Source organism: Gemmata sp. SH-PL17 (genome assembly GCF_001610855.1).
GTDB classification, from domain to species: Bacteria; Planctomycetota; Planctomycetia; order Gemmatales; family Gemmataceae; genus Gemmata; species Gemmata massiliana.
The window spans coordinates 5,560,811-5,586,992 of the sequence record NZ_CP011271.1 but is presented as its reverse complement, the minus strand read 5'-3'; the positions used below and the strand labels follow the sequence as shown (position 1 = coordinate 5,586,992).

General features: G+C 66.0%; 31 protein-coding genes. 18 read left to right on the top strand and 13 right to left on the bottom strand.

The annotated features are described in order from the left end of the window. Positions 1 to 285: 285 nt before the first annotated feature. The 4 genes from VT84_RS23010 to VT84_RS22995 all read left to right on the top strand — a co-directional run bounded on the left by VT84_RS23010 (position 286) and on the right by VT84_RS22995 (position 3,676). On the top strand, positions 286 to 1,407 hold the full coding sequence (locus VT84_RS23010; protein WP_052552493.1) for a 3-deoxy-7-phosphoheptulonate synthase: 1,122 nt from the start codon (positions 286 to 288) through the stop codon (positions 1,405 to 1,407). Between the two features lie 587 nt (positions 1,408 to 1,994). Next, on the top strand, positions 1,995 to 2,447 hold the full coding sequence (locus VT84_RS23005; protein ID WP_082841137.1) for a hypothetical protein: 453 nt from the start codon (positions 1,995 to 1,997) through the stop codon (positions 2,445 to 2,447). A 50-nt stretch (positions 2,448 to 2,497) separates the two neighbouring features. Then, positions 2,498 to 2,926 carry a DUF2335 domain-containing protein gene (locus VT84_RS23000; protein WP_157469741.1) on the top strand — a complete coding sequence of 143 codons (429 nt, stop codon included), beginning with the start codon at positions 2,498 to 2,500 and terminating at the stop codon, positions 2,924 to 2,926. A 162-nt stretch (positions 2,927 to 3,088) separates the two neighbouring features. After that, positions 3,089 to 3,676, top strand: coding sequence for a hypothetical protein (locus VT84_RS22995; protein WP_157469740.1), 588 nt, complete (start codon positions 3,089 to 3,091; stop codon positions 3,674 to 3,676). 46 nt (positions 3,677 to 3,722) lie between these two features. Here VT84_RS22995 and VT84_RS22990 read toward each other — a convergent pair whose 3' ends face one another. Then, positions 3,723 to 4,169 carry an ankyrin repeat domain-containing protein gene (locus tag VT84_RS22990; RefSeq protein WP_162271816.1) on the bottom strand — a complete coding sequence of 149 codons (447 nt, stop codon included), beginning with the start codon at positions 4,167 to 4,169 and terminating at the stop codon, positions 3,723 to 3,725. A 100-nt stretch (positions 4,170 to 4,269) separates the two neighbouring features. Then, a complete protein-coding gene (locus tag VT84_RS22985; protein WP_082841133.1) occupies positions 4,270 to 5,304 on the bottom strand; it encodes a hypothetical protein in 1,035 nt (344 codons plus the stop codon). Between the two features lie 310 nt (positions 5,305 to 5,614). Between VT84_RS22985 and VT84_RS22980 the strand changes: the two genes are divergently transcribed. Further along, on the top strand, positions 5,615 to 6,220 hold the full coding sequence (locus VT84_RS22980) for a hypothetical protein (protein ID WP_157469738.1): 606 nt from the start codon (positions 5,615 to 5,617) through the stop codon (positions 6,218 to 6,220). A gap of 57 nt (positions 6,221 to 6,277) precedes the next feature. Then, a complete protein-coding gene (locus tag VT84_RS22975) occupies positions 6,278 to 6,886 on the top strand; it encodes a hypothetical protein (protein ID WP_082841131.1) in 609 nt (202 codons plus the stop codon). 22 nt (positions 6,887 to 6,908) lie between these two features. On the opposite strand, the gene VT84_RS41110 is transcribed toward VT84_RS22975, so the two are convergent. Continuing rightward, the gene (locus VT84_RS41110) at positions 6,909 to 7,571 is read right to left on the bottom strand and encodes a hypothetical protein (RefSeq protein WP_052552476.1); all 663 of its coding nucleotides are present in this window, start codon (positions 7,569 to 7,571) and stop codon (positions 6,909 to 6,911) included. Between the two features lie 170 nt (positions 7,572 to 7,741). On the opposite strand from VT84_RS41110, the gene VT84_RS22965 reads away from it, so the two are divergent. Further along, positions 7,742 to 8,059: a hypothetical protein gene (locus tag VT84_RS22965; RefSeq protein ID WP_052552474.1), complete on the top strand. Its 318-nt coding sequence runs from the start codon at positions 7,742 to 7,744 to the stop codon at positions 8,057 to 8,059. Between the two features lie 25 nt (positions 8,060 to 8,084). Here VT84_RS22965 and VT84_RS41105 read toward each other — a convergent pair whose 3' ends face one another. The 3 genes from VT84_RS41105 to VT84_RS22950 all read right to left on the bottom strand — a co-directional run bounded on the left by VT84_RS41105 (position 8,085) and on the right by VT84_RS22950 (position 9,661). Then, positions 8,085 to 8,765 (bottom strand): hypothetical protein, encoded by a 681-nt coding sequence (locus VT84_RS41105; RefSeq protein ID WP_239465449.1) that lies wholly within the window; start codon positions 8,763 to 8,765, stop codon positions 8,085 to 8,087. 62 nt (positions 8,766 to 8,827) lie between these two features. Beyond that, the gene (locus tag VT84_RS22955) at positions 8,828 to 9,400 is read right to left on the bottom strand and encodes a hypothetical protein (RefSeq protein ID WP_052552470.1); all 573 of its coding nucleotides are present in this window, start codon (positions 9,398 to 9,400) and stop codon (positions 8,828 to 8,830) included. Positions 9,401 to 9,424: 24 nt separating this feature from the next. Then, positions 9,425 to 9,661, bottom strand: a complete 237-nt coding sequence (locus VT84_RS22950; RefSeq protein WP_052552468.1) for a hypothetical protein — start codon at positions 9,659 to 9,661, stop codon at positions 9,425 to 9,427. Between the two features lie 300 nt (positions 9,662 to 9,961). Here VT84_RS22950 and VT84_RS41735 point away from each other — a divergent pair, with 300 nt between their 5' ends. Beyond that, positions 9,962 to 10,087, top strand: coding sequence for a hypothetical protein (locus tag VT84_RS41735; protein WP_255359504.1), 126 nt, complete (start codon positions 9,962 to 9,964; stop codon positions 10,085 to 10,087). Positions 10,088 to 10,575: 488 nt separating this feature from the next. Here the strand turns inward: VT84_RS41735 and VT84_RS22945 are convergent, their stop codons facing one another. The 5 genes from VT84_RS22945 to VT84_RS22925 form a co-directional block, all read right to left on the bottom strand. Further along, complete coding sequence (locus VT84_RS22945) at positions 10,576 to 11,142, bottom strand: peroxiredoxin family protein (RefSeq protein ID WP_052552464.1); 567 nt, start codon at positions 11,140 to 11,142, stop codon at positions 10,576 to 10,578. Positions 11,143 to 11,212: 70 nt separating this feature from the next. After that, on the bottom strand, positions 11,213 to 11,911 hold the full coding sequence (locus tag VT84_RS22940) for a phosphopantothenoylcysteine decarboxylase (protein WP_052552462.1): 699 nt from the start codon (positions 11,909 to 11,911) through the stop codon (positions 11,213 to 11,215). A gap of 14 nt (positions 11,912 to 11,925) precedes the next feature. Next, positions 11,926 to 13,521 carry a VTT domain-containing protein gene (locus VT84_RS22935; protein WP_082841129.1) on the bottom strand — a complete coding sequence of 532 codons (1,596 nt, stop codon included), beginning with the start codon at positions 13,519 to 13,521 and terminating at the stop codon, positions 11,926 to 11,928. Then, positions 13,518 to 14,264: an NRDE family protein gene (locus VT84_RS22930; RefSeq protein ID WP_082841128.1), complete on the bottom strand. Its 747-nt coding sequence runs from the start codon at positions 14,262 to 14,264 to the stop codon at positions 13,518 to 13,520. The genes VT84_RS22935 and VT84_RS22930 overlap by 4 nt, the downstream gene beginning before the upstream one ends. Continuing rightward, a complete protein-coding gene (locus VT84_RS22925) occupies positions 14,252 to 14,824 on the bottom strand; it encodes a DinB family protein (protein WP_082841127.1) in 573 nt (190 codons plus the stop codon). The genes VT84_RS22930 and VT84_RS22925 overlap by 13 nt, the downstream gene beginning before the upstream one ends. Before the next feature lie 87 nt (positions 14,825 to 14,911). On the opposite strand from VT84_RS22925, the gene VT84_RS42010 reads away from it, so the two are divergent. The 8 genes from VT84_RS42010 (at position 14,912) to VT84_RS22885 (ending at position 21,639) form a co-directional block, all read left to right on the top strand. Continuing rightward, entirely contained in the window at positions 14,912 to 16,792 is a 1,881-nt protein-coding gene (locus tag VT84_RS42010; protein ID WP_082841126.1) for a sigma-54 interaction domain-containing protein, read from the top strand. A gap of 196 nt (positions 16,793 to 16,988) precedes the next feature. Then, positions 16,989 to 17,540 (top strand): RNA polymerase sigma factor, encoded by a 552-nt coding sequence (locus VT84_RS22915; protein ID WP_082841125.1) that lies wholly within the window; start codon positions 16,989 to 16,991, stop codon positions 17,538 to 17,540. Between the two features lie 54 nt (positions 17,541 to 17,594). Further along, on the top strand, positions 17,595 to 18,347 hold the full coding sequence (locus tag VT84_RS22910) for an SDR family NAD(P)-dependent oxidoreductase (protein WP_052552455.1): 753 nt from the start codon (positions 17,595 to 17,597) through the stop codon (positions 18,345 to 18,347). Between the two features lie 5 nt (positions 18,348 to 18,352). Then, positions 18,353 to 18,568 (top strand): hypothetical protein, encoded by a 216-nt coding sequence (locus VT84_RS22905; protein WP_082841124.1) that lies wholly within the window; start codon positions 18,353 to 18,355, stop codon positions 18,566 to 18,568. 103 nt (positions 18,569 to 18,671) lie between these two features. Next, positions 18,672 to 19,736, top strand: a complete 1,065-nt coding sequence (locus VT84_RS22900; RefSeq protein WP_082841123.1) for a Rieske 2Fe-2S domain-containing protein — start codon at positions 18,672 to 18,674, stop codon at positions 19,734 to 19,736. Beyond that, the gene (locus tag VT84_RS22895; RefSeq protein WP_082841122.1) at positions 19,723 to 20,472 is read left to right on the top strand and encodes a hypothetical protein; all 750 of its coding nucleotides are present in this window, start codon (positions 19,723 to 19,725) and stop codon (positions 20,470 to 20,472) included. Before VT84_RS22900 ends, VT84_RS22895 begins: the two co-directional genes overlap by 14 nt. A 175-nt stretch (positions 20,473 to 20,647) precedes the next feature. After that, on the top strand, positions 20,648 to 21,058 hold the full coding sequence (locus VT84_RS22890; RefSeq protein ID WP_204249629.1) for a GNAT family N-acetyltransferase: 411 nt from the start codon (positions 20,648 to 20,650) through the stop codon (positions 21,056 to 21,058). A 104-nt stretch (positions 21,059 to 21,162) separates the two neighbouring features. Then, on the top strand, positions 21,163 to 21,639 hold the full coding sequence (locus VT84_RS22885) for a GNAT family N-acetyltransferase (RefSeq protein ID WP_052552444.1): 477 nt from the start codon (positions 21,163 to 21,165) through the stop codon (positions 21,637 to 21,639). A gap of 57 nt (positions 21,640 to 21,696) precedes the next feature. On the opposite strand, the gene VT84_RS22880 is transcribed toward VT84_RS22885, so the two are convergent. Next, positions 21,697 to 23,067, bottom strand: a complete 1,371-nt coding sequence (locus tag VT84_RS22880) for a lactonase family protein (RefSeq protein WP_082841119.1) — start codon at positions 23,065 to 23,067, stop codon at positions 21,697 to 21,699. A gap of 185 nt (positions 23,068 to 23,252) precedes the next feature. Between VT84_RS22880 and VT84_RS22875 the strand changes: the two genes are divergently transcribed. Then, positions 23,253 to 23,870: a sigma-70 family RNA polymerase sigma factor gene (locus VT84_RS22875; protein WP_082843378.1), complete on the top strand. Its 618-nt coding sequence runs from the start codon at positions 23,253 to 23,255 to the stop codon at positions 23,868 to 23,870. Continuing rightward, on the top strand, positions 23,867 to 24,133 hold the full coding sequence (locus tag VT84_RS22870) for a hypothetical protein (RefSeq protein WP_052552437.1): 267 nt from the start codon (positions 23,867 to 23,869) through the stop codon (positions 24,131 to 24,133). The genes VT84_RS22875 and VT84_RS22870 overlap by 4 nt, the downstream gene beginning before the upstream one ends. 253 nt (positions 24,134 to 24,386) lie before the next feature. Here the strand turns inward: VT84_RS22870 and VT84_RS40235 are convergent, their stop codons facing one another. Beyond that, positions 24,387 to 26,168 (bottom strand): alpha/beta hydrolase-fold protein, encoded by a 1,782-nt coding sequence (locus tag VT84_RS40235; RefSeq protein ID WP_204249628.1) that lies wholly within the window; start codon positions 26,166 to 26,168, stop codon positions 24,387 to 24,389. Positions 26,169 to 26,182: the final 14 nt, after the last annotated feature.

Genomic DNA, 26,182 nt, shown 5'->3' with positions numbered 1-26,182 from the left:
ACAAAGGCATTGGGTCTCGTTGGGGCACAAACCCCATTCGTTGTTTTTGGACCCCGAAGGGGTCACCGGGAATAGCCCGGGGTTTCAACCCCGGGAATTCTGACGCGCGGGCGCATCCCGGGAACCATCGCGTACCCGGGGTGTTCACTGCGGCCGCTGGCAGCGCGTGCGTGTAAAATCGCTTCATCTCCGGATACTGCCGCCCGCAGTCGCTCGCCGCGCCCGGTCGCGCGTCCGACTGTTGGTCGAGCGCCGCACCGCAACGAGTCAGCCGAAGGAAAACCGTTGACCACCGACTTCACACCCAATGTTCCTTCCGATCGCACATCGAGCACCGACGACGAGCGGATCGCGTCCGTTGTTCCCCTCCCGCCGCCGGACAGCCTGATCCGGTTCTTCCCGATCGAGGGCACGCCGGCCGAGGAACTGGTCGCGCGCACCCGCGCCACGGTCCGGGGCATCCTGGACGGTCGGGACGACCGGCTGCTGGTCGTCGTCGGCCCGTGCTCGATCCACGACCCCGCCGCGGCCATCGATTACGCCACCCGTCTGGCCGAGGTCCGCACCCGGTTGGCCGCCGACCTCGAGATCGTCATGCGGGTGTACTTCGAGAAGCCGCGGACGACCGTCGGGTGGAAGGGGCTGATTAACGACCCGGCCCTGGACGGCACGTTCCGCATCAACGAGGGGCTGCGCGTCGCCCGCGACCTGCTCATCCGGGTGAACAAGCTCGGCGTGCCGGCCGGGTGCGAGTTCCTCGACACCATCAGCCCGCAGTACATCGGCGATCTGGTGAGCTGGGGGGCGATCGGCGCGCGGACGACCGAGTCGCAGGTCCACCGGGAACTGGCGAGCGGGCTGTCGGCCCCGATCGGGTTCAAGAACGCCACCGACGGTGACGTTCAGGTGGCGGTGGACGCGATCCTGGCGGCCGCCATCCCGCACCACTTCCTGTCGGTCCACAAGAACGGGCAGGTGGCGGTCGTGGAGACGCGCGGCAACGAGGCGTGCCACGTCATCCTGCGCGGCGGGTCGGCGCCGAACTACGATGCCGCTGGTGTCGCCGGGGCGTGCCGGGCGCTGGCCGCGGCGGGGCTGCCGGAGCGCGTGATGGTGGACGTGTCGCACGCGAACAGCGGCAAGAAGTACGACCGGCAACCGGCGGTGGCGGCGGCCGTCGCGGGTCAGGTCGCGGGCGGCGACCGGCGCATTTTCGGGCTGATGATCGAATCGAACCTGGTGGCGGGCCGGCAGGAGCTGGCCCCGGGCAAGTCGCTGGTGTACGGGCAGAGCGTGACCGACGGGTGCCTCGGGTGGGACGAGACGGTCAAGGTACTGGACGGCCTCGCGGAAGTGGTGCGGACCCGTCGGAACCGGCCACGAAACGGGAACCCGGCTCGGGATTGAGTGGCGTACACACGGGGGGCGCTCCACCCGCTCGTTAGCACTCGCGGTTCGCCCAGAGACTTAGGCGAACCGCGAGTGCTAACAAGCGGGTGGAACTACGCAACCGCGAGGCGGCCCCGGAAATACGGGTGATGGGCCTTGACAAAGTGTCCAAAGGCGTATAGCTTTGCTTCACGCCTTGATAATCGGCCGTGAATGCTGGCTTTTCGTTCTGTTTTAATTAAGATCGTTTCGTGGTTGGGTCACGCTGGTTCGTCCGGGTTGCTTCCTAATTGAAGGAAGGATTTCGCCCGTGTTTACCGCCCGAACCGCAAACCCGTGCCGGGGATCCGCTTCGGCCCCGGAAGTGCGTATCAGAGTTCAGGGCCGCTCGCCCGTTCGCTCGGGGTAGTTGGTTCTCGCGCTACCTCAAATCTACCAAGCTCCCGCAAATGGGGGCGTTAAAATCTCGCGGCACTGGTTCGGGCCGATATTCGCGGCGAGAATCGGCTAAAATCAGTACGTTATTACAGGGTTTAAATCGGTTGCGGGGGATGTTATTGCCCGCCCGAAATTTATTATTACGCAGATTTTATCTCAGGTGCCGTATGCCCGATCAGCCCGATTCGGCCGAACTGCCAAAAAAGTTCGTTATGGATTTCGGACCGCCCGGCGTGCCGCAAGATTACGTCGCCCCGCTCATGCTGGCGCCGCTGATCCTGGACCTGGGGGGCCAAGTGACAAATACCCCGGTTAGTCCGCCCAATCTCGAAGAGGCGCGAACCCACACGTACACTTTCCAGCCCGTTCAGCCGGTGCCCGATGCGCCCGGGCGCTCGTGGTGGGCGGGGCTGCGGCGGGCCGTTTCGCACCTGTTCCGCGGGGCGAGTAGTTGCCTTAACATTGCGCCGTGCCTGACCCCCATCCGGTTCCCCAAGTACGAGCGGTTCCCCCTTAACCAGGACTGCGCCGCGGTGTGCGGGGATCTGAGGTCCGTGTTCCTGGCCGTGCGCCCCGCGTCCGAGTCGGCGGGTGAAATTATTGTGGCCGGCCCGGGGTAAGGGGGCCGGCTCTCTCCCTCCACCAACCCGGAACGGTTGGTGGAATTTTTTTGTCCCGATCTTGTCACCTGCCTACTGCTCCGAACCTCATGGGCAAAACAAAAAACAACAATTCGCTCCCGGAAGGGTTCCCCGATCCGACCGTGCTCGAGCGGTACAACGCGGTCATCCCGAACTTCAGTGAGCGGTTCATGGCCCAGTGGGAGGCCGAGGCCGAGCACCGCCGGGACCAGGAGAACCGGCGCGACGAGGCCATCATCGCGGACCAGCGCTCGGCCTACGTGCTGGCCCGGTGGGGGCAGATATGCGGGCTGGCAATCGGCCTGTTCGCGATCGCGGTGGGCGGCGTCACGGCGTACAACAGTCCGAACCTCGGCTCCCAACTGGCCGGGGGCTTCATCGGCGGGGGCGGGGTCATCGGTCTCGTTTCGGTGTTCGTGATCGGTAAGCGCTGGCCCGTCCAACCTGAGTCGAAGTAGGCCGGTCCGGAACGGCCGGGAGAAGGCGGAACGCGAGCGGCTCTGTGCCCGCGTCCCGGGAATGTGGAGCGGGGCGGATGGGTTGCTCGACGTGCCCTGAACCGGGCCGGCCCACCGCCTTCGCGTGTGAAATGAGTGCGCGGTGGCGGCGTTGATTCTGACGTGGCTATCGCGACCGCACTCTTCCTGGCACTTCTGGCGGCGGCACACGTCGGCGACGATCCCGACGCGGTGGACCGACCGCTCAGCCTCTTTCGCGAGCAGCAACCCGTCATCGGGTACCCACTGTTCGGTCTATTGGTTCTGATCGGCGCTCTTCACCTGCGGACGTACTACCGACTGGGACTGGACCGGGAACTGTTCGCGCCCGCGTTATCGATGGTTCTGCTCATAGTGGTCGCGCTGACCCCGTCACCCGCTGCGGGGCACACGCTCGCCGCGTTTGTCCTGTTGGGCTTCGTGTTCAGTTGGTACGCGCTGCGGCTCTACCGGGCGTCGAGCCCCTGGCTGTTCGCGCACCTGGCGGTCCCGACTCTGTTACTGTTGGCGACCGAAGCACGCAGTTACGGCGTCTGGCAGAAAATGATCGTCGTGTACTTCGTCTGTGCGGCGAACATCGATTGCCTACTGGTGACCGGGCGCTTGACTCTTCCCGGGCCGGACGACTTCGACCGAAAACCGCGGCGCAGGAGGCGCGAGAAGTACGCCCCGCGCGTGATCTGGAAGCGCAACGATCGACCGCGCCAGTAGCGCGGTGGCAGGTGGGTGAAGTGAGAGTGAGTCGAGCGAGATGAGATTATGTGACGCGAGGTCGCCCGCGGAAGTACCCGCGCGCATAAACGCTTCCACCCGGTTGGTCGCACGCACGGAGCATCTCGATGAGTGTCGGGTTGCCACTTACTAGAGCGGCGCACAGCACCGAATGGCCGCCGTTGTCGGTCGCCCGCGTGTTGGCCCCGGCCGCAAGGAGCACCCGCGCGACTTCAAGGTGCCCGCCGAGCGCGGCCTCGTGCAGCGGGGTCGAGCCGTCGTGCGACCACCGATTGACAGCGGCTCCAGCGGCCAGCAGCAACTCGACCACCGGCAGGTACCCGCGCCGGGCCGCGAGGTGGAGTACGCTGAACCGACCCGGCGCACGGTCGGCGAGGTCCGCGAGCTGCGGGTCGACATCGAGCAAGTCGGCGACCGTGGCCGCATCACCCGCGAGAACCGCTTCCAACATCTGTCGCGCCGGCGTCGCCACGTTCTCCTCCGCCAACTCGGAACCAATCCTGGGCATGTTCCCCAACCCGCACACAGACACCCGGCACGCGGCAGTGGTTCAGCCGCGCCTCGGACTCGGTTCACTTCTTCGCGGGAACGTAGCGCGTGCCGTCGGTGTTCGTTTTGATCAGTTCGTCGAACTTTAAGTTGCCTTTTATTTCGGACGCCTTCAGCTCCCGTTTGCTCCCGTCCGCGCGAACGAGGTACTCGTCCTTGCTCGCGCCGTTTTCCCACGTGACTACGTGGCTGCCCGGTGGCGGGGTCGGGGTAAAGGCTCCGGCCGCGAACTTGTGGTCGAGTTCCAGCTTCTTCACCTCGGCCTTTATAATCGTGGCCACCGCGCCCCTCGGGCCCAACGTGGTGATCTGCCAACCGCTCGGCACCCACCGCCCCTGATCGTCCTTGCGGTACTCCCATTCCGAGTCGGCCCCTTCCAATCTCACGCGCCGCTCGACCCGAACCGGCAAGAAATCGCGCTTCGGGTCGCACCAGAGCGAGAAGCTCGAACCGGCCTCGGGATCTTTTAACGTGACCTCAACGCAGACCGCGCCGCGGACGGTCCGCGTGCGGTCCCCGATCTTATGTTCCTCGAACGCGAACTCGCGCAGCGCGCCGCCACCGAGCGGGCGGTAGAGCCGCCGGACCGGATTGGTCGCCTCGCTGCCGAAGTCGAACTTGGCCTGTCGGTCCCCGCGTTCGATCTTGAAGTAGCTCCAGCCCGGTTGCGTGAGCTGCCCGTTATACAGGGACATGCTCGTGCTGCCGTCGTAGTAGAAGGAGTGGGAGCGCGAGTGGAATAACTTCTCCTTCACGACGTACACCGGCCCCTCGTTCGCGCACGCGGCCTTGTCCCCGTCCGCAGCGAAGCTCCGCAAGGCCGTCAGCTCTGTGTCCTCGGCGGGGTGCGGACCCGTATTGTTCCTGCCCGGCGGGTATATCGAACCGCCTTTAATCACCTGCTTCTCCGCCCATTCGATGCGAAACGATTTGGTCGCTTCCTGGCGCGCGTGCCAGGCCTTCTTCACGTCCTCGATGGTCGGCTCCGCACCGACCGCGGTCGTACCGAAAGACCAAAACAGTACCGCAACGCCGAACCCGCCTGCGAACCGTTTCATGATCGCTCTCGCTTAGTTTGGAATCGGAGAGGCGCTTCCCGGGATGACTGATTTAATGGTAGCCGATTCAACCGTTGCGCGGTTCCGGATTCGGCTTGTACGCCGCCACCCGTTCGTGAACACGCGCGGTTCGCCAAGAGGCTCAGGCGAACCGCGCGTGTTCACGAACGGGTGGGCATTCGTATCGGCTCACTCCCACACATTAAACGGCCCCGAATTCGGCCACCCGTTTGTTGTTTGCTTATCGCCAATCGAGTACCATCACGCAAACAAAATGATTCGGCAATCGCAGGAACGCGGAGGCCTATTCGTGCGTGCAACTGTCGTAGTTCCGTGTGCCCTCGTGTTGTTCGGTGCGCTCGCGCCGGCCGCGCCGGTTCCCAAGCACCTGATGCCGAAGGAGTCGCCGTTCTCCTTCCCGGCCGTCAAGGGCACGAAATGGGTCTACGACCGGGGCGGGAACGAAGAAACACACGTCATCACCAGTGCCGAAGCGCAGAAGGGTGGGGGAGCGCTCGTCACCGTCGAGCGCGAGGTCGCGGGCAACCAGACGCAGGCGCACCAGAAACTGCTCATCACGGAGCGCGAGTGGTTCCTGGTGGAAGAGACCGGGCAACCCTACGACCCGCCGTGGAGCATGTTCAAGCTTCCGCTCGGTGAGGATCGCACGTGCGAGTTCGACGTGTCTCGGGCGGACCTGGGCGCGCGCCTCAAGGGGACCAAGACTCAGGCCGGTAGGACCGAGCAATTGAAGCTGCCGGCCGGCACGTTCGACGCCGTTAAGGTGGAGACCCGTGACGCCGGGGGCGGTCCCGGCATCTCGGTCACGCACTGGCACGCGAGCGGAGTGGGGCTGGTTCAAATTAGTCTCAATCAGCCCTACTTGACTCTCAAGGCGTTCGTCCCGGGCCGGTAGCCGCGTGTGTTGGTTGGGCACGCGGTCCGTTGTTGCGGGTTGTTCCGGAGGCGTTACATGTCGGTCGTTGCTTGGGTCGTGTGCGCGAGCGGTCTGCTCCCGGGGCAACCGGACGCGGCCCTGGAGAAAGAGTTCGAGGCGCTTTCCAAATTGCCCACGCTCCGCAAGGGGGAGCACCGGTGTGAAACGTGGGTTGCGGCGGCCAACCACCTGCGGCAAATGGGCAAAGAGAAGAGCTTGAAGGTCTTGAACGCTTATCTCGCAAGGTCGGCGGACCACGAGCGCGTGCTACTGATTTGTCGACTGCTCTTCGTGAACCCCAAAGGGTGGGAGGCCAAGCTCGGTGGCCCCAGGCCGCCCAACATCGATCGGCAGGCGGTCAAGAACTACCCGCTGTTCCCCTTTGCGGTGTCCGAGGGCACACCGTTCGTTTTGGTAAAGGGGTACGCCCCCGGTGGAAAGATCGGCGGGGGCAAACAGTGCCTTGAGACGTGTGCGGACCTGGAACTGATCAAAGAGGATTACTCAACGAAGGACTGGGACAAGGCGGCGCACAAGTTAATCAAGAGCGAGCACTTCCTGAAACTCTATCCGGAATGCGACCGCCAGGAGATGGCGGACTTCATCCGGGACCAGGCCAAGAAGACCGCGAAAAAGGACGAGTGAATAAAGCGGGGTTCGAGCGCGACTACTCCTTGCCGAGCACGAGGTCGACGACCCAGCACCCGCGCACGTGCGGCCCCGGTCCGCGGCAGTGGTCGAGCACGTCGGCGCAGTCGCATCCGGCATCTTGGAGCGCGTCGGCGAGGATCGGCATCGCGCCGAAGTCACGCGACTCGTACATCTGCGTCGCGAGCGTAACTGCGGTGGAGGTGCGCCACGAAGGAGAGAAGGGTACGGGGCGGAACGGGTTCCCGAAGATGTCCCGAAGGAGCGGGGCGTGGGACGCGAGTGCGGAGTAGAAGCGATCCCGAAGGCCGACCAGTTCGGACAGATCAAATACAAGCTCATCGCCCGTGCTTCTCGCCAGGGCCGCCGCGTGCGCGCTCGCTTCCTCGACCTTATTGATCGTTTCGTGGACCGCGCAAGCCGCGGCGAGGGTCGCCGGTTCCCTCGGGCGCTTGGACAGCGCGCGGGTCGCCGCGCGGCGCTCGCCCCGTGTCGCGTGCCCGTCCGCCAACCGCTCGGCCACCACCACGGCGCGGCGGGCGTCTTCATCGGTCAGCGCGTCCCAGACCCGCCGGCAGCACGCCACAGCGAACAGTCGGAGCTTCCGATCGTGCGACCGGTCCCGTAGGAACTGCAACATCAACCCCGGGCGGTCGCATACCAGCCACTCCGCTTCGATCATCGGTCGCCCTCTGGAACTGCTCCCAGCATGATCGTTTTGGCGCCAGGGGCAAGCGCGAACGAAAGATCGTGGTGACGAAGCGTGAAGCGGGAAGGGACCGGCCGGGTTGCCCCAAGGGGCCGGCCGCTGATAGAATCGTGGCCAACGTGCCCCTCACTGCGGGACTCCGAATGACATTCGCCCACTGCCCCAGGTGCCGCACCTCAACGTCACTCGAGGGCGCGGCCGCACAAACCGAGATCCTCTGCGTGTCGTGCGGCGACCCGTGCGAGATCGTGACCGCCGCTGCCGCGCTGCCGCAAGTACGCGAAGCCGAGGATGCCCTCGCGGGCGTAACCAACCGCCCGGTGCTTCCGCTGGCGTGCGCCGTTGGGTGCTCAATAATTGCCGGGGGTTCGCTGACGGGCCTGTGTTTGATTTGGGGGCTGGCGAAGTTCCTCATGTTCCTCGCATCGCGCCTGCCGAATACCGGGCCGGTTGTTCCGTAAACGGCACCACCGCGGGCCGTCCGCGCTATTCCTTGCCGAGCACGAGGTCCACGACCCAGCACCCGCGCACGTGGGGCCGCGGCCCGCGACAGTGGTCGAGTACATCGGCGCTGTCGCAGCCGGCGTCCTGGAGCGCGTCGGCCAGGATCGGCATCGCACTGAAGTCGCGTGATTCGTACATCTGTCGGGACAGGGATGTGACATCGGACGTAACCCACCCCGGATCGACTGTCATGGGGCGGAAGGGGTTGCCCCACACGCAGCGGGCCACTGTCAGCGCCAGGGATTCTATCCAATCCGTGCCATATTCACGGGTACTGTATCTTTCCATTTCCCCGACGGTCATGACGAAGTATTGGGGTCCGTTCCCCGTCAGGGCACATTTCCCCAACCGGATTGCAATTGTGGCCTTCGTTTCGGCATAGTCCAACGTGAGTTCTTCGAGTTCGTACCGGATCGCTTCGAGATAGCCGAACCCACGCTTCATGTCCTTCGGGTTCCCGGAGTCGGCGTATTCTTCTCCGATTTCCAGGGCATTAACGTACTCGGCCCGTCCAACAAACCCGGCGAGATGGCGACAAACTCCACAAGCCAGAAGCCGCCACTTCCGAGGGCTGCTGTTGCGCTGGGGCGATCGGAGCAGCCACTCCAGGTCGAACAGCCTGCTGTACGGGTCAGAATCCGCCAGCCACTCCGCTTCGGTCATCGGTCGCCCTCTGGAACTACTTCCCGGTCGGCTGTCCGGGCTTTCGTACCGGCGCTCTCAGATCAGAGTACGTCGCGCTGTTCTCGTGCGGCATCCCACCCGGGTGCGAAGGGCACACCGGCCCACCGCGCGACGATGGGGCCGAGCCAGTCGACCTTGTCGATCGGCTGCCGCGAGAGCACGTGAACCTCGGTGCCGCGGTCGAGCGCCAGCCCCCAGCTCGGGCGCGAATCCTCGTCGTCGCCGACGTACTTGACGCGCCGGACCGCGGTCACCTCTTCTCGCGCGAGCTGCCGCCGCCGGCGGAACCGGTACAGGTACTTCTCGGCTTCCAGCACGTCCGGTCCGAGCGTGATGCGGGTGACCGAGAAGTGGTCCCAGGCGCACCAGCCGGCGACCAGGAACAGCGCGGCCCAAAACGGGAGCATGAATACCATGAGGCAGGCGTCCATTCCGTCCGGCCCCCACAGTGCCGAGTAGGTTCCCCAGAGACAACCGCACACCCAGGCGCTCAGCCACACGATGCCGAATATGGCATGGAGTCGGGCTCCGTGGGTGCGGTACAGGATCACGGGGCGGCCGTCGTCGTCGGTCGTCAGCTCGAAGCCCGATGGCACGTCAGCGGGTAAAATCATTGGGGCACCTTTCGCCGTGAATCGCTACGACCAGTGCCCGTGACGGTCCACCCACCGAATAGACGCGAAGTACCACGCGCCCGCGAACACGAGGAGGCCGCCGACGAAGAACCGCGCGTCCACGAAACCGTAGGCAACGCAGGCCACCGCAGCAACGAGACAGAACCAGAAGAACCCCCACGCGGAGGCCCGGTTGGGAATCCCCCACAGGCCGACCTTGACCCACAGTGGGCGCTTCCGCAAGTGATCGCCGTCGGCCATCAAACGGTCTCCGCAGAGTTACAGAGCGGGCTTGCTGCCCGGCCCGGGTGCGACAACGACGAGGCCGTGAGCAGTGAAGATCAAATTAGGATCGATCGCGCTCGCGTGCAGTAGGACTCGGTGATTCGATCGAAGATGAAGCGAAACGGTAGGTCGTGTGTGAATACGGTTGCGAAGAAACCGGCCGGTGCGCCCCTGGGTTAACAACCTTTCCCTGTTTGTGATTCCGCGTTCACCACATTTTATTCTCGCCGTGTGAGGCATAACAGCGTTTGTCCCACTCCGAGGAGGTTCCGACCCATGATCCGCGTCGCTGTGCTTTTCGCGCTGTTGATCGGGTGCCCGGCGGTCGCGCCGGTGCGGTTCGCCCCGAACGCTCCACGCGAACCGCGAATGTTAATGAGCGGGCGGCGCATCCCGTACTAAGCGGACCCGAGCGCCCGACCGGTTGGGGTTGACGTTCTTGTAGGTGTTGGTGTATCGCCTCGGACCAACCGGAGGAGGTCCGACGTGCGCGGGATCCGTGGCACGTTCACGTTCGTAACGGCGGTTGCAATCATCGGCCTGCTGGCGCTGAGCTGGCGCACCCAGGTGCAGACCCAACAGAAGCTCGACGCGCTGGCCGCGCTCGGTGCGGAGCGCCCGGTCGCGGTTGCAGCAGCGCCGGCCCCGACTCCCGTTCCCACGCCGGTTGCGCCCGCGGCACTGCCCCGGGAACTTCAGAAGATCGCGCTCCCGCCTTACGTGATCGAAGCGCCCGATCAGTTGTCGATCGAAGTCGCCGTGAAAGACCCGAAGACCGGTAAGCCCACGGGAACGTTGATGAGTCTCCAAACGCCGCTGCTCTGCATTCCTCTTCGGAAGATCCAAGATACGGGCACGGATCGCGTCAGTGCGATCCGTGCCGGGCGAAGTTACTTCATCGGGATCGCCTTCAGCACGTCTTCCACTTTTGCGCGCCCACCGTGCGTCTTGCTCACGGTCGCGAAAACGATCTTCCGCTTGCCGTCGATGACGAAGGTAGATGGGTACGCCGTTTCGTTCTTCGCGTCCCAGCGCAAGTTGTATGCGTTGGTGAAGGCGTAATCCGGGTCGAGGAGGAAGGTGAAGTTCGCCGGAACGTTCTTTCCCTTCACGAACTCGTCCGCGTGCTCCTTCAACTTCTCCGCTGGACCGGGGTAAACGAGCACCACCTGCGCCCCGGCTTTCTTGAAATCGTCGGCCCTGCCCACCAACTCGGCAACCTGCTTCGTGCAAAGCGGGCACTGGTAACCGGGGTACCCGCGGAGCACGACCAAGACGACGGGGCCGGCCCCGGTTAGCTTCGACAGCTTGACCTTTTCTCCACCGAGTGCGGACAGTTCAAAATCTTTGGCTTCGTCCGCCACCTTTGGGGTATCGGCCGCCGTCGCTCCACTGGTCAGAACCGCCAGAAGCGTAACGACCACACCGAGCCGAGAAAACCAGAATCGTTTCGTCATAACAGGCTCTCCTGGGCCGGAACACGGCTGTGCCCCGGTCGGGGGTTCGATGCCGGTTTGGTGTCAATGGTTACACCCGGTTCGTCGAAGGTGAAATCACTTCCAGCGCGGTGAGCAGACGCACAGCGAGTTCCGCCCGCGCGACGTGCTGGTACCCGCCCGGTGCGGCGCCAATGAGCGCCCAGTCGTACATGCCCTCCAGGGTGTTCGCGACCATCAGGTCGGCGCGTGAATGTACCCGCGAGCGCTCCGCGATCACTTCCAGTTCCGCGGGCGAAACGCCGACCTCGAGTTTGAACTTCACCAGCTTCCCGGCGAAGCCCCAGTCCGCGCGTACCTTGTCGATCAACTTCGGTGCCGGGGTGAGCTTTAGCCACAGTTCGGGGTGCGAGCTCTTCACCTTCCCGGCGGTCGCGTCCTCGAACTGCCCGTCCCGGTGCGTGAACACCCCCGCGACGTGGTAGTCGCTCACTGCGGCCGCGTGGATGACCGCGTCGTACCCGCCGGTCGTGATCTCGGCGCGCATCAGTGCGTCGAGATCGTCGAACGTGCGGTACGCGCGCACGCGCCAGTACGGTGCCCCGCGCTCTCGGGTGGTCGCGATCGCGTCGAGAACCTCGGGGTGCGACGTGAGCAGGGTAACGGTGTGCCCGCGCTCGAACGCCCTCGATGCGACCTGGGCACCCGTGCGCCCGGAGAAGATGTTCGTGATGCACCGCACGCGGTCCACCGGCGTCTGCGTGTTCCCGGCCGTAACGAGGATGTTCATTGTGACTCCACGGGTCAGTCGGCCAGCGAGCTAATTCGGCGCTCGCGGTAATGGGTTCGCAACAGGTTCAGCAGTTCACGTGGGCCGACCGGTTGGTGGCCGCGTGAACGATTTACAGCACCGATCCGGAAGAGCAGTTCCCATTGGCGGAAGAGTACACGGTACGCCCGCCACAAGGCCCATGACGGGTCATACAGGTTGGTTGATTCCGACGTAGCACCGTTCAACTCGACTACCGCGAACCCGCGCCCGGATCGGAACTCGGTCGGATCGGAATAGCGCACGTCGAACCGGCCGATGAAGAAACCGTCAAAGGATTTCGCGATCTTGTCGAACACGGCCACCAGCCCCGATGTCGCAAGGTGTGCCCCGTCACGGAACAGCGTTCCCTGGCAATGATTCCCAGCGAGCGCCAGGGGGAACTCTTCTCCCGAACCGAGAACACGGTCCTTGTCCCCGTCGTGCCGCGTCAGAAACGTCGCGGCCTGCATACGGTACCGCGGGTGCGCCCAGACGAGTTGTTCGAGCGTCGAGTGGCCGTTACCGGTGACGACGGGAAACACCTTGTCCGTCACCGAAAAAATTGTCCCGCGCGCTTCGCCCGGTAACCGGTAGTAGAAGACGCCTGCCTCGAAGGGGCCCGCATGAAAGGGCTGCGCGAGCACCGCAGCCGGGTTCGACCGGAGATATTTTTCGACGTCGGTCGTGTCGTGGAGCTTTTTTACTCCCGCCCCGCGCTGGCCCGCGTCCGGTTTCAGTACGAGCGGGAAGTCCCAACCGCGAGCACGCAGCGTCTCGCGCACGAGGTGCAGGCGATCTGTGTGTTCTCCCGGGGGCACGAGGAGCGTAGGGACGACCCACTCGGCGGGTAATTTCGTGAGGATCTCCGCTTTCGACTCTCCGACAACGCCTCCCGCGGGAATGCCGGGATTGGCAGCGGTCCAAACAGTAAACCCGCGGTACCGCAGACCGAGCACCAGGTACCACGGCACGAGTGGGAGGTAGAACACCCACGCGGGCCAAAATTCCCACCGCCAGAGTCGCGATACGCGCGCCTGAAATCGGGCTCGCCCGGTGCTCGTTAACAGTCCCGGCACGAGATAGAGGGCCGCTAGCGCAGCACCCGCAACAACGGGCGCTGCCCAGCCCGATACTGCGGTTCCGAAGAATGCAACGGACAGCACCACCAGTGGTACCCACACGAGCGCGGCGGTCACGGCCCCGAGTAACACCCGCGTGCCGCCGGCCCCTACCGCCCCACCCGCGAGAAGTATTGGGACACGGGTGCCCGGCAGGAACCGTGACACAAACGCGGCCTTCCCACCGTGCCGCGCGAACCAATTCGACGGCCCGTTGATGTGCAACTTTTCGAGCCGTCGCCGTGCCCAAAGTTGGTGCCCGGCCACTCGCCCGATGAGCCACACGCCCGCGTCCCCGAGCGCGATACCGATGAAGCACGCCGCGACCGCGGGCGCCCAATCCAAGCGCCCGGCGGCCACGAACAGGCCCGCGGCCAAACACGTGAGGTCTTCCGAAACGAGAGTCGCGGCGACCAACAGCACACAGAGGAGTGGACCCGTCGCGGAGTCCGGGATCGGGAACGGGGTCACGTGGCACCGGGTGTGAGTGGGAGTGAGACGGTCGTGTCCTCGGCCGGTTGGTCGGGGGCCCCGGCGTGGTACGCAATAACGGCCTCGGTCGCGCCGCAATCGATGGCCGTGTAACTGACGGTGCGCGCCGTCTCGCGGCTCATGTTGACGCTCAGGTGCTCGCGCCCCGGCCACCGGTGCCGGTGAAACGCGCACTGGGCCGAGTCCCACGATTCCGGGCTGCCCGCAAATAATTCGTCGAACAGTTCGCGCCGCGCGCCTTCCACGAGGTGGTCGCCGAGGCCGGACGAGGTGAACATCTGCGGCGCGCGCCCGGCGAGCCGCGACATTACCATCGACTCGCGGCCGTCCCACCGCACGTCGGCGACGAGCCCGTGCCCCACCAGAACCAATCGGAACGGCGCGAAATCGCGGTACTCGAACTGCTCGCAGGCGAGCAGCGCCGCGGACACCGAATCACACGCGAGCAGCGCGGGAATGATGCCACCGCGCGACCGCACGGGCTTAGTTTGGAACGGGGTTCGGTCCGGAGGCGTCACGTTCAGCACCGCGAGAATCAAACCGGCATCGTTCGCGGCGAGCCACGTTCCGCCGGAGACGGGATCGATCGGCAATACCGCGGCCCGCGCCCCGAATCGCTCGACCCGCGGCGGGAGCCCCGCCCCGCGCACCCGCGATTCGTCGCGGTTGAACGCGATTCGCACCGTGCCGGGGGCGCGCGGGACAATGGTCAGTGTGCACACAGACGGGAGCCCTTGTAGGCAATGGTGGACGGGGCGTAACCGAAATCCGCGGGGACGTCGGCCCCGAGTGCCTTCACCATAACCCGGACGAGCGCGTTGTGGTGGATCGTGTGGCTAACGACGAACGCCAGCTCGCGCGCCGGGCTGGTCTGGGCGAGTACCGGCGGGAGGTCCGGCGCGACGAGCGCCGAGAGGGTAATGAGTTGCGGGATCTCGCCCCACGCGAACGCGAACAGCGCACCCTCGAGCCGGAGGATGGTGTCCAGGGCCGTGCGGCGGTCGCGCTCGACGTCCGTGCCCCGGCCCCGGTGGTCGTAGCAGACGTGCCCGGTCGGTAACCCGTGCAGCAGCGCCGCGACGTGGTCGAGGTTGTGCCGGACGTGCCCACCCACGGAGCTCTCCACCACCCCGACGGGTTTGCGCGCGTACTCCTCATCGGAGAGGGACTCGATCAGCTCGAACAGTTGGCGCAACAGCCCGGCGAGCGCTCGACGCGCCCCCGACGAACCGAGAGCGGGATCACCGGTACAGAGGTGCGGGGATACGGGTTCGGGCGTCATGGCTGCTCTTTAGGTCGCGGGGCTCGCGGCGGGGCCACACGATTGATACGATGCCGGAACACCGCGCTCAGTTACACGAAGGTACCAATGCCCGACCCCGTACCGCCCGCGGACCGCGAAGAGGTCGCCGCGCTGCGCGCGATCGTCGAGGGGACCGTTCGGCACACCGGCGAGGAGTTCTTTCGCGCGCTCGTGCGGAACCTGAGCGCCGCCACCGCCGTCCCGAGCGCGTTCGTTGCCGAGTTCGCCGGGTCGAACACGCGCGTGCGCACTTTGGCGTACTGGTCGGACGGCGCGTTCCTCGCGAACACGGAGTGGGAGCTCGCCGGAACCCCGTGCGAGGACGTGCTCAAGGGGAACTTCTGTCACCACCCGACCGGTGTGAGTGCGAAGTTCCCCGGTGACGCCGGGGCCGCTGACACGGAGAGCTACCTCGGCGTGCCGCTCCGGGACGCGGCCGGGCAGGTGCTCGGGCACCTCTGTGTGTACGACGCGCGGCCGATGCCCGCGGAACCGCGGTTGCTCTACACGTTCCAGATCTTTGCCGCCCGCGCCGCGGCGGAACTCGAGCGCCTCCGAATGGACCGGATGCTGCGGGACAGCGAGGCCCGGTTCCGGGACCTCTTCGACGAGGCGCCGATCGCATACGTTCACGAGGACCTCGACTCGCGGTTCCTCCGCGCCAACCGCGCCGCGCTCCGCATGCTGGGACTGAAGCCGGAAGAGGCGGTCGGCACGCTCGGCCGGTCACTGGTCGCCGATACCGTCGACATGCGGACCAAGGTAAATGCTGCGTTCGGCGAACTGGAGCGCGGGACCGAACCGGGCGCCGTGGTGATCGAACTGCGCCGCAGGAGCGACGGGCACCCGGTGTGGGTGCGGTGGTGGTCGAAGCCGGACCCGGGCGGGCAGTTCACGCGGACGGTGATGATGGACATCACCGAACAGGTACTGGCCGAGCGCGAGCGGGCGCGGCTCCAGCACCAGAATGCGTACCTGCAGGACGAGATCAAGTCGGCCCACAATTTCGACGAGATCGTCGGCAGCAGCCCGGCCCTCGTGTCGGTCCTCCAGCGCGTGTCGAAAGTCGCCGGTACCGATTCGACCGTGCTCGTAACGGGCGAAACGGGCACCGGCAAAGAGCTGGTCGCGCGGGCGGTCCACTCCGCGAGCCCGCGACGCGGCAAGCCGCTCATCAAGTTGAACTGTGCGGCCCTCCCGACGGCCCTGGTGGAGAGCGAGCTGTTCGGGCACGAAAAAGGTGCGTTCACGGGGGCGACGGCCCGCAAACCGGGGCGCTTCGAGCTCGCCGACGGGGGCACACTGTTCCTCGACGAGGTCGGCGAACTGTCGCTCGAGACGCAGGCCAAACTGCTCCGCGTGCTCCAGGAGCGCGAGTTCGAGCGCGTCGGGGGGACGGCCCCGGTCCGGGTCGACGTGCGGGTGATCGCCGCGACCAATCGCGACCTCGCGAAACGGGTGCGGGACGGGCAGTTCCGCGAGGATCTCTTTTACCGGCTCAACGTGTTCCCGGTGCGCCTCCCCGCGCTGCGCGAGCGCGGGAGCGACGTTCCGCTCCTCGTGCGATTTTTCGTCGCGAAGTTCGCGGCGCGTCTCGGCAAGCGGTTCGAGGGTGTCGGCGCGGGCACGCTGGACGCGCTGACGGCGTACCACTGGCCGGGCAACATCCGCGAGCTGGAGAACGTCATCGAGCGTGCGGTGATCCTGTCCGACGGCCCGGAACTCGAGATCGACCCGGAGGTGCTCCCGACCACACCGGACGGCGCCGTACCAATAGTCCCGAGTGAGAACAGCCTGGTCGCGGTCGAGCGCGCCCACGTCCTCGAAGTGCTGGCCCGGACCGGCTGGGTGATCGAGGGCGCGAGTGGGGCCGCGAAGGTGCTGGGGCTTCACCCGAACACGCTCCGCAGTCGGATGAAGAAACTCGGGATCACGCGCCCGACTTGATGCCCCCACGCTCCCTCGTGGCCGCCCACGATATTTCGTGGGTGGAACCCGGTCTGTGCCGGGGTCGCAAAGTCCCGCACAGAATTTTGACCCGCTGAATCATTGAAATTGCAGCTCTTCAGTTGTTTCTTCCGCTCCCGGTTCTTTACGGCACGGCTCTCGCTTTGGGCTCTCGTACACCCCACGGGAGCTTGCGATGCCTGTTTCTGATGAAACGGATTTGGTTTCACGATTGCGCGCGGGCGACGGCGCCGCATACGCACTTCTGGTCCGCGAGAACGTGGGCACGATGACCGCGGTCGCGCGCCGATTTTTCGGCGACACTCCGGACGCGAACGAGGCCGTACAGGACGCACTCGTGTCCGCGTTCGGGGCGATGGCCGCGTTCGAGGGAACGGCCCGGCTCGGCACGTGGCTGCACCGCATTACCGTGAACGCCTGTCTGTTGCGGCTCCGGGCGCGCAAGCGCTCGCGGCTCGTGTCACTCGAAAACGATCTGCCCACGAACGCGAGCGAGGACGGCGCCGAATTGTCGCGCGGTGAAACGTGCGCCCGCGTGCGCGAGGGCGTGGGACAGTTACCGGAATCGTACCGCACCGTGATCCGGCTCCGCGACCTGGAGGGGCTGAGCACCGAGGAGACCGCGGCGCGCCTGGGCACGAACTGCGGGGCCGTGAAGACGCGCCTGCACCGCGCGCGGCAAGCGCTCCGCGCGATCCTCGAACCACAATTCTCGAACGCGGTGTAACCCCGTACCCGCGCGGGTATCGAACGCACATAACTGCACTCACGGATTACCTCGATGCAACCGAAACGGGTGGCTCTGGTCACGGGAAGTGGCGCGAAGCGGGTCGGATCGGTCGTCGCGGGCGCGCTCGCGCGCCGAGAATACGCGATTGCCGTTCACTACCGGACCTCCGCGGCCGAAGCGGACGACACGGTGGCCGCGCTCCGGAGCGCGGGGGGCGAGGCCGCGGCGTTCCCCGCGGACCTCACCGACGAAAGGGCCGTTCGAGCGATGGTTCGTGACGTTCTCGGGCACTTCGGGCGCATCGATGTACTGGTGAACTGCGCCGCGGTGTGGAAGCCGAAGCCGCTCGAAGAGGTGACCGCCGCGGACGTGCGGTTCCACTTCGATACGAACGCCCTCGGCACGTTCCTGACGTGCCAACAGGTCGGGCTGGCAATGGTTCAGCAGCCCGAAGGGGGCGCGATCGTGAACATCGGCGACTGGGCCGAGGTACGGCCGTACCCGGGGTACGCCGCGTACTTCCCGAGTAAGGGCGCGGTCACCGCAACGACGCGCTGCCTCGCGGTGGAACTGGCCCTGCGCAACCCGCGCGTGCGCGTGAACGCGATCCTGCCCGGTCCGGTGATGCTGCCGCCCGACCTGCCCGAAGCGGAGAAGCAACAAGCGATCAACGCGACGCTCGTGAAGCGCGAGGGCAGTCCGAACAACATTGCCCAGGCCGTACTGTCGTTCCTGGACAACGACTTCGTGACGGGCGCGTGCCTGCCGGTGGACGGCGGCCGAACCGTGTACGCACCGGAGTAAATCTCGTGAGTGGTCCGGAACTCTTTCTCTCTGTGATCGCGGCATACGCGCTCGCAGGCTCGGCCTTCGCGGTCGCCTTCATAACGGTCGGGGTGGGGCGGCTCGACCCCGCGGCGCGGGGAACGTCCTGGAGGTTTCGCGCGCTCATTTTCCCGGGCAGCGCGGCACTGTGGCCCGTACTCGCGGTGAAGTGGGCGCGGGCGAATGGAGGAGCGTCATGACCCGGTTCCATCGGCGGGCGCACGTGTGGGCCTGGGTCGCGGTGACGGCGTCCGTCGGCTCCGCGTTTGCCATCTGGTTCATGCTTCAGGTGCGAGGTGAGCCGTGAGTACGAAATACGTGCCGGTGAAGTGGAACCGGAACAAGAAGGTCTACGATGCGTTCGTAGTAGTTGGGATCACCTCGTACCTGGCCGCCTTCGTGACAGTGGGCCGCGCGGCCTGGACCGGCGAGAACGCGATCAGCTTCCCGGTGCTCCTCGCTCGCGCGCTCGGGACGTGCGCGCTCGTCATGCTGCACGTGGCGCTCGCACTCGGCCCGCTCGCCCGGCTCGACGAACGGTTCCTGCCGCTCGTGTACAACCGCCGGCACCTCGGTGTCGCGACGTTCCTCGTCGGGCTGGCGCACGCGATCGTCACCACCGGCTACTACCACGGGTTCGGCGCGCTCGGCCCGCTCGTGTCCCTCTTCTCCGTGCCGGGGCCGATCCCTTTTGAGTGGCTCGGGGCCGTGGCGCTCGCGATCCTGTTCGTCATGGCGGCGACGAGTCACGACTTCTGGCAGAAGGCCCTCGGCGGAAGTGCGTGGAAGTGGTTGCACCTGTCCGTGTACCTCGCCTACGCGCTGCTCGTCGCCCACGTGCTTTTCGGGGCGCTGCGGAGCGAAACCAATCTGTTGTACCCGATCGTTGTGGGCGTCGGGTTCGTCGCGCTCGCCGGCTTGCACCTCGCGACCGGGCTGCACGAGCGCCGGCGCGACGAGCGGCCCTTTCCGAAGACGGATCGCGTCCCGCTCCCGATCGGATGGGTCGACGCCGGCTCGGTCGACGAGATCCCCCAAGACCGGGCCAAGGTGGTTTGCCTCCCCGGTCACGAGCGCGTGGCCGTGTTTCGGCACGCGGGCGGGATCTCGGCGGTGACGAACGTGTGCGCCCACCAGCGCGGGCCACTCGGCGAAGGGAAGGTCGTCGACGGGTGCATCACGTGCCCCTGGCACGGGTGGGAGTACCGCCCCGAGGACGGGTGCTCGCCCCCACCGTTCCAGGAGAAGATCGCAACTTATCGCGTAGCGGTGCGCGATAGGCGCGTGCTGATCGACCCGGACCCGCTCCCGCCCGGAACGCACGTCGAACCCGCAAGGGTCGAGGAGGAGTACCGTGTCACGAACTGAACCCGAACGCGACCCGTTCTTCATCGGGTGGTTCCCGATGCCGCGCCGTTACGCTCGCTTCCTCTTCCCGATCGCATGTGCGGTCGTTATCGCGTCAGCCATCGGCGGGGCGGTACTCGCGTGGGGACAGCGCGCACCCGGTTCCGGTGTGTGGGCCGACGGACCAGTGGTCTTCACTGGCGTCGTGTACGCCGAACCATACGCGATGATCCGCGTGCCCGATGCGGCGGGCGGCGCGCCCCGAACGGTCCTGCTCGTAAGTGAAGGTAAGCTCGGGGCTAAAGATCGCGTCGGGCCGCACGACGGGCGCCCGGTGCGAGTGGCCGGCACGCTCCTCTCGCGCGAGGGGGTGCTCATGCTCGAACTCGCCGACGGTACCGACGGCTTGTGCCCCGTGGAATTGCCCGAAGCGGAGCAAGCGAGCCTCCGGCGAAGGCCCGCGATGTCCCTAGGCGCGGCAACGACGCGCGGCGAGATCGTGGATTCCAAGTGCTACCTCGGAGCAATGAAACCGGGTGGCGGGCGGACCCATAAGGGGTGCGCGGTATTGTGTCTCAAGGGAGGGATACCACCGCTACTGGCCGCGCGCGACGGCACCCTCTATTTGCTCACGAGCGCGGGCGGGGGGCCACTCGATCCCGTTTTCTGTGAACGCGCGGCCGAGGACATTTTGCTCTCAGGCGTGGTCGAAATGTGGGACGACGTCCGAGTTCTTCGCGTTACTTCCGAAAATTGATTTCCTGCACGTACTTGGTAGGCGTCCGAACTGATCAGATGAAATCCCGCCTTGCCCCCGGTGAGAGCCGTGGGCGAATTCCAACGTTAGCTGACCAGGGCACTTTCTTGGCATGACAAAAAACTTTGTGATACGGCCCGCAACCACGGCAGATGTGTCGGCCCTCGTTGCGCTCATGACAGACTTCTATGCGGAGTCGGGCTTCGTGCTACCGCCGGTTGCCGCCGCGCGAACGTTCACGACGTTACTCGGCACGCCAGAATTCGGAGCCGTTTGGGTGGCCGAAGTGAGCGGCAGGCTGATCGGTCACGTCGTCCTCACTCTGGCCTTTAGTATGGAGTACGGTGGGCCAAGAGGGTTTATCGACGATCTGTTCGTCTGCCCGGCCGCGCGCAGGCAGGGCGCGGGAACCGCGCTGCTCGCAGTCGCACGGGCCGAGGCGATTGCGCGGGGCGTCCGCGCGCTGTGCGTGGAGACGGGTGGGGCAGATCACCCCGCGCGGCCACTGTATGCCCGCGCGGGCTACACCGAGAGCGGGCGCACCTTCCTGACACAGGTTCTCGCAGCGCCGGTGCACGCGACCTGAGCAAGTTGATACGGTCGATGAAATCACGTAGCGGGCCAACCCGGGCTTCACCGTTGGACCAGTTGCCTTTCCGTTCGGTGGTTTCGTGCTTTGAAGGGATCGAAATGTCGTCGTTTCCGGAGTGGCGCATCCGAGAAGCCCGGCGCGAGGATGTGCCCGCGATAGCCGCGCTCACCGAAGAGTTCTCGGCGTACCTGAGCGAACTCGGCGACACATCCGAATTCCGGCTCGACGCCGAAGCGCTCGCGCGTGACGGGTTCGGTCCCGACCCGGCATTTCGAGGGCTCGTGGCCGAGCGTTCGGGCGAAGTGGTCGGGTTCCTGCTCCACCACCCCGGCTACGATACGGACCAGGCGTGCCGGTTGCTGTTCGTGGTCGACCTGTATGTGACAGCAGCCGAACGAGGAAGAGGAATCGGGGCCGCTTTAATGGAGGAGGCTCGCGAGGTCGCGCGGACCGGTGGTGCGAAACAGATGGTGTGGACCGTCTACCGGCACAATGCTCTGGGGCGACGTTTTTATGAGGGAATCGGTGCGCGCAACGTCGTGGACCTGGATCTCATGTGTTGGGACGTCTTGTAACACCTTCCCTCGAACCGTGCGCGGATCAAAAGTGCTCCGCGCACGGTTGCTTCCCTGTTACCAGTGGCGCCGGTGGTGGGCACGATCTTCGAGGTCGATACCGAAATCGAGCCACCCGAACAACGGGTGCCCGTGCCCGCCGAGTTGCACGACCTCGACACCCTGCGGGTGCGCGTTCGCGGGCACGTCACGCTTCGAGAAGATGACGGGGGCGTTCGGTTCCGTCAGTGTGCCGTCGCGGGCGATCTTCAGCGTGTGCAACTGGTTCCCCTGCGGGAACGACGGGTCCGTGGATTGTGTGACCGCGAACAGGTACTTCCCGGTCGGATCGAGTGCGATCTCGAATGCGTTCGCGCGCGGGCTGTTCGCCGTCCCGTTTTTCACACGCGGGCCGCCCAGTTGCACCTCTTCGATCTGCACCGGGTGGAGCGGATCGGCCAGCGAGAACACGCCGATCGAGTCCGTGCCCGTGTTCGCCACGTACAGCGCCCGCCCGTCCGCACTCACCGCGCACCAGCACGGACCCGCCCCCTGGTCCGCGGACGTGCCCACGAAGTTCGTGCGCCCGGTTTCGTCGTAGGTGAACACCCCGATCTGGCCGGCCGACGTGAACCCGGTGTAAATGATGTTCAGCGACGGGTGGACCGCCGACCCGAGCAGGATCGGCGCGTTCGTGCCGGCCCCGGCCGCGCCGCCCGGTGCGGCCGTCAGGGTACCGTCCGCGTTGATGCGGAACGGGGTGAGGGTGTTCCCGCCCGCGGTCCCCTCCAGTGTGGCGGCTTCCACGAACAGGAACCGGTTGTCGCGCGAGACGAGCGTCTGCGTGACGAACGTGCCCACCGGGAACGTGACCTTCGAGTGCGGGATCGCGGAGAGCGTCCCGTCCCGGTTGATGTTGAACGCGGTCACGCTCGGCGCGGTCGTTCCCGGTGCCCCGGCCGCGGCGTTCCCGCGGTTGGCCACGTAGAGGTGCGTCCCGGCAATCCCGATGCTGTCCGGCTGGTCCCCGCCGGTTGCGAAGACGCCGACCCGATCCAGGCTCCCGTCCGTGCGGATGCGGAACGCGGTGATCGTGTCGCTCCCCTGGTTCACCGCGAACAGAAATTTGCCGTCCGGGGTCGCTTGCACCTGTTGGTCGCCGTCGTCGGGACCGACCAGCTTCGGGACGTTCAGTTGCCCGGTCCCGCCGGTAGCGAAGGTGCCGATCTGGTGCAGCTCGCCGTTGGCCGCGCGGTTGTACGCCAGCACCGCGTTGTGCCCCGGTTCGGGGTTGTTGCTCTCGACGTACACGAACGTGCTCGCCCCGAGCGGGGCCGGGTTGAACAACGAATTCGCGCTCGGCACGCTGCGGTCTTCCATCAGTTCAGCGCTCAGTCGCGTGCGCGGGGCGGAACCGGTTTTCGGGCTGTTGCGGAACCATTGGAGCATGGGAAATCCTGCTGGAGTGGTGCGGGCGATCGTCCGCAGTCAGTCGCACACCTGGAGCGGTCCTTACACCGCCCGAAAAAGTTATTCCGGCCCACCAGAAGCTCGAATTTTTGCGCGCAAGGTTTCGCGCCGCCGAGCGACAGAGACTATGCCCGGATCGCGACTCCCCGAAACGGACGGTGGTGATGTCGAAGGCTGATTCGCCGGTAGTGAGCGCCGCCCGCCTCGATCCGCACACCTGGGTCGAGCGGCACGGCGATTACCTGTACCGGTTCGCGGTGGCCCACGTGCGCCGGTCGGACGCGGCCGAGGATCTCGTTCAGGACGCGCTGCTCGCGGCGTGGAAAGCGCAGGACCGGTTCGACGGGGCCGCGTCCGAGCGCACGTGGCTCACCGCGATCCTGAAGCGGAAGGTGATCGACTGGCTGCGTAAGCAAGTGCGCGAGCGCCTCGCCGCGGACCCCGGAACCGGACCGGACCGTTTCACGGACGATCTGTTCACCCGGCGCGGGGAGTGGAGAGCGCCGCCCGGCCTTTGGGCGCGCGGGCACCCGGCCGAGGTTCTCGACCGGGAGGAGTTTTGGGGCGTTCTGAACGGGTGTTTGGGGAAGCTCCCGGTCCGGCTCCACGACGTGTTCGCGCTGCGGTACCTGGACGAAGCCGCGAGCGAGGACGTGTGCCGGGAACTGGGGCTGACCCCGGCGAACTTCTGGGTGATGCTGCACCGCGCCCGGCTGCGCATGTGGTGGTGCTTGTCGAAGAACTGGTTCGGCACGGAGCCGCAAAGTGGGAGCGAGTCATGATTTGCCGGCGGGCGGTCGAAGCCATCTCCCGGTCGCTGGACGCACCGCTCTCGGTGAGCACGCGCGCCGGACTGTACGTCCACACGCTCTTTTGTTCGCCGTGTCGCCGGTTCCGCCGGCAACTGGTTCAGGTTCACGCGGCGTGTGCGATGATCGTAGTTGATTCCGATCTTACGGAAGGGCGATTATCGGGAGCGGCCCGCACGCGGATCGCAGCGGAACTCGAACGGTTGGCCCAGGAACCGGGATCGGGAGAAGACTGAGCGAGCCCCCTCGTGGGTCCGCTCGCTCACACTTGACGCAGCGAGCAGAGCACACACAGACGGACAACTAGCGCGTAGCTCCTGGGCAGAACGGCCACGAGGGAGAATGAGCGAGTGCTGAAGTTGAAGAGCTCGTGGTGAACCCAATGTGTGCCAACCCATTCGGCCGGCACCGCGTCTAAGAATATGGTAGTCTCGTCCGCGGGCCGACGGGACTACCGTGGTCGCACAATCGGGGCGTCCGAGTGCCGGGTCACCTCTTCGGCTGAAACAGCCGCGGGGCGAAGTCGTGCAGGGCGTACCGCCACGTCTGCCACTCGTGCCCCTGACCCTTGAGGTCGCGGAACACCACGTTCTTCGACCCGCCCTTCTGCAAGTAGTCGTGCAGGTCGCTGGCCCCCTTGTGGATCCCCGCGTCGAGGCCGACCGTGCCCGAGTGGAGGTAGAGCAGGTCCACCTTCTTGTCGAACGCCGCGGGGTCGGCGAACACCCCGCCGTAGGCCGTCTTCGGGTCGACCTTGCCGGCCCCGCTGAACGCCCCGACGGTGGAGAACGTGTCCAGGTGAGTCAGCCCGATCTGCATGGCCTGCGCGCCCCCCATCGACAGCCCGACGATGGCCCGGTGCTCCCGATCGGCCCGGGTGCGGTACGTCGAGTCGATCAGGGGAACCAGATCCTTCAGCACCACGTCCTCGAAGGCGCCGAAGTTGAACCCCTTGGGCTCGGCCGCGGCGCCCGCTCGCGCGGCGTACCCCTTCTCCATGACGACGATCATCGGGACCGCCTTCTTCTCGGCGATCAGGTTGTCGAGGATGAAGTTCATGTGCCCCTGCTTGGTCCACCCGGTCTCGTCCTCGCCCCCGCCGTGCTGCAGGTACAGCACCGGGTACTTCTGCTTCGAGTCGTCGTAACCCGGCGGGGTGTACACCTGGATGTGCCGGGTCTGCCCGGTCACCTTCGACGTGTACCACCGCGACCGCACCTCGCCGTGCGGCACGTCCTTGGCGTGGTAGAAGTCCACCCCCTTCTCGGGGATTTCGATCCCGCTGGTCGGCTTGCTGGTGCCGAAAAAGGTGTCGGTGCCGGGGTCGTTCACGAACACCCCGTCCACGAGGAAGCCGTAGTAGTGGAACCCGGGCAGGATCGGCGGGGAGGTGAGCGACCACCCCCCGTCCGCTCCCTTGGTCATGTCCCAGTGCCCGCGCGGCCCCAGCCCGTAGTTCGTGAACACCTGCACCTTCTTGGCGTCCGGGGCCTTGAACCGGAACGTCGCCCGCCCGTCGGCGTGGACCTTCGGGTACTGGGCGTTCGGCAGGTTCGTAGCTGACGGCTTGCCCTCGTCGGTCGGCTCTTTCTTCTCGGCTTTCGGCTCGTCCTTCGAGGTTTCTCGGAAGATGAGCTGGGAGAAATGGTACAGGTCGCTCTTCCACACCTTGAAGTCGTGCGCCCCGCCGGGGATCACGCGCCAGACGTGCGGCACCTTCTTCTCGTCGAGCATCTTGTGAACGCCCTCGCTGATCCGGAACAGCCCGTCCTTGTCCCCGCACGCGACGTACAGGAGCCGCAGCTCCTTGGCCGCCTCCGCGTGGTCCTTGATGAGGTCGTCCGGGCGCTTGGTGTTCGGGGCCGAGGAGAACCCGCCGACCCAGGCGAACGTGTCCAGGTTGCCCAGCCCGAAGTTGAGCGACTGCCCGCCGCCCATCGACAGCCCGGCGAGCGCGCGCGACTCGCGGTCGGCCCTCACCGAGTAGGTCTTCTCGATGAACGGGATCAGGTCGGTGAGCAGATCCTTCTCGAACGCGGCGAACGCCGGTGACTGTTTGGGGATCGGGTCACGCGCCGTCACGTCTTTTGATGCCCGGCCGTTGGGCAGAACGACGACCATCGGCACTGCCTTCTGGTCGGCGTACAGGTTGTCGAGGATCACGTCGGGCGTTCCCCCGCGTGCCCACTCGTTCTCGTCGCCCCCGATCCCGTGGAGCAGGTACAGGACCGGGTACTTCTGGTCCTTGGTGTAGCCGGGCGGGGTGTACACCCGGGCCTTGCGCG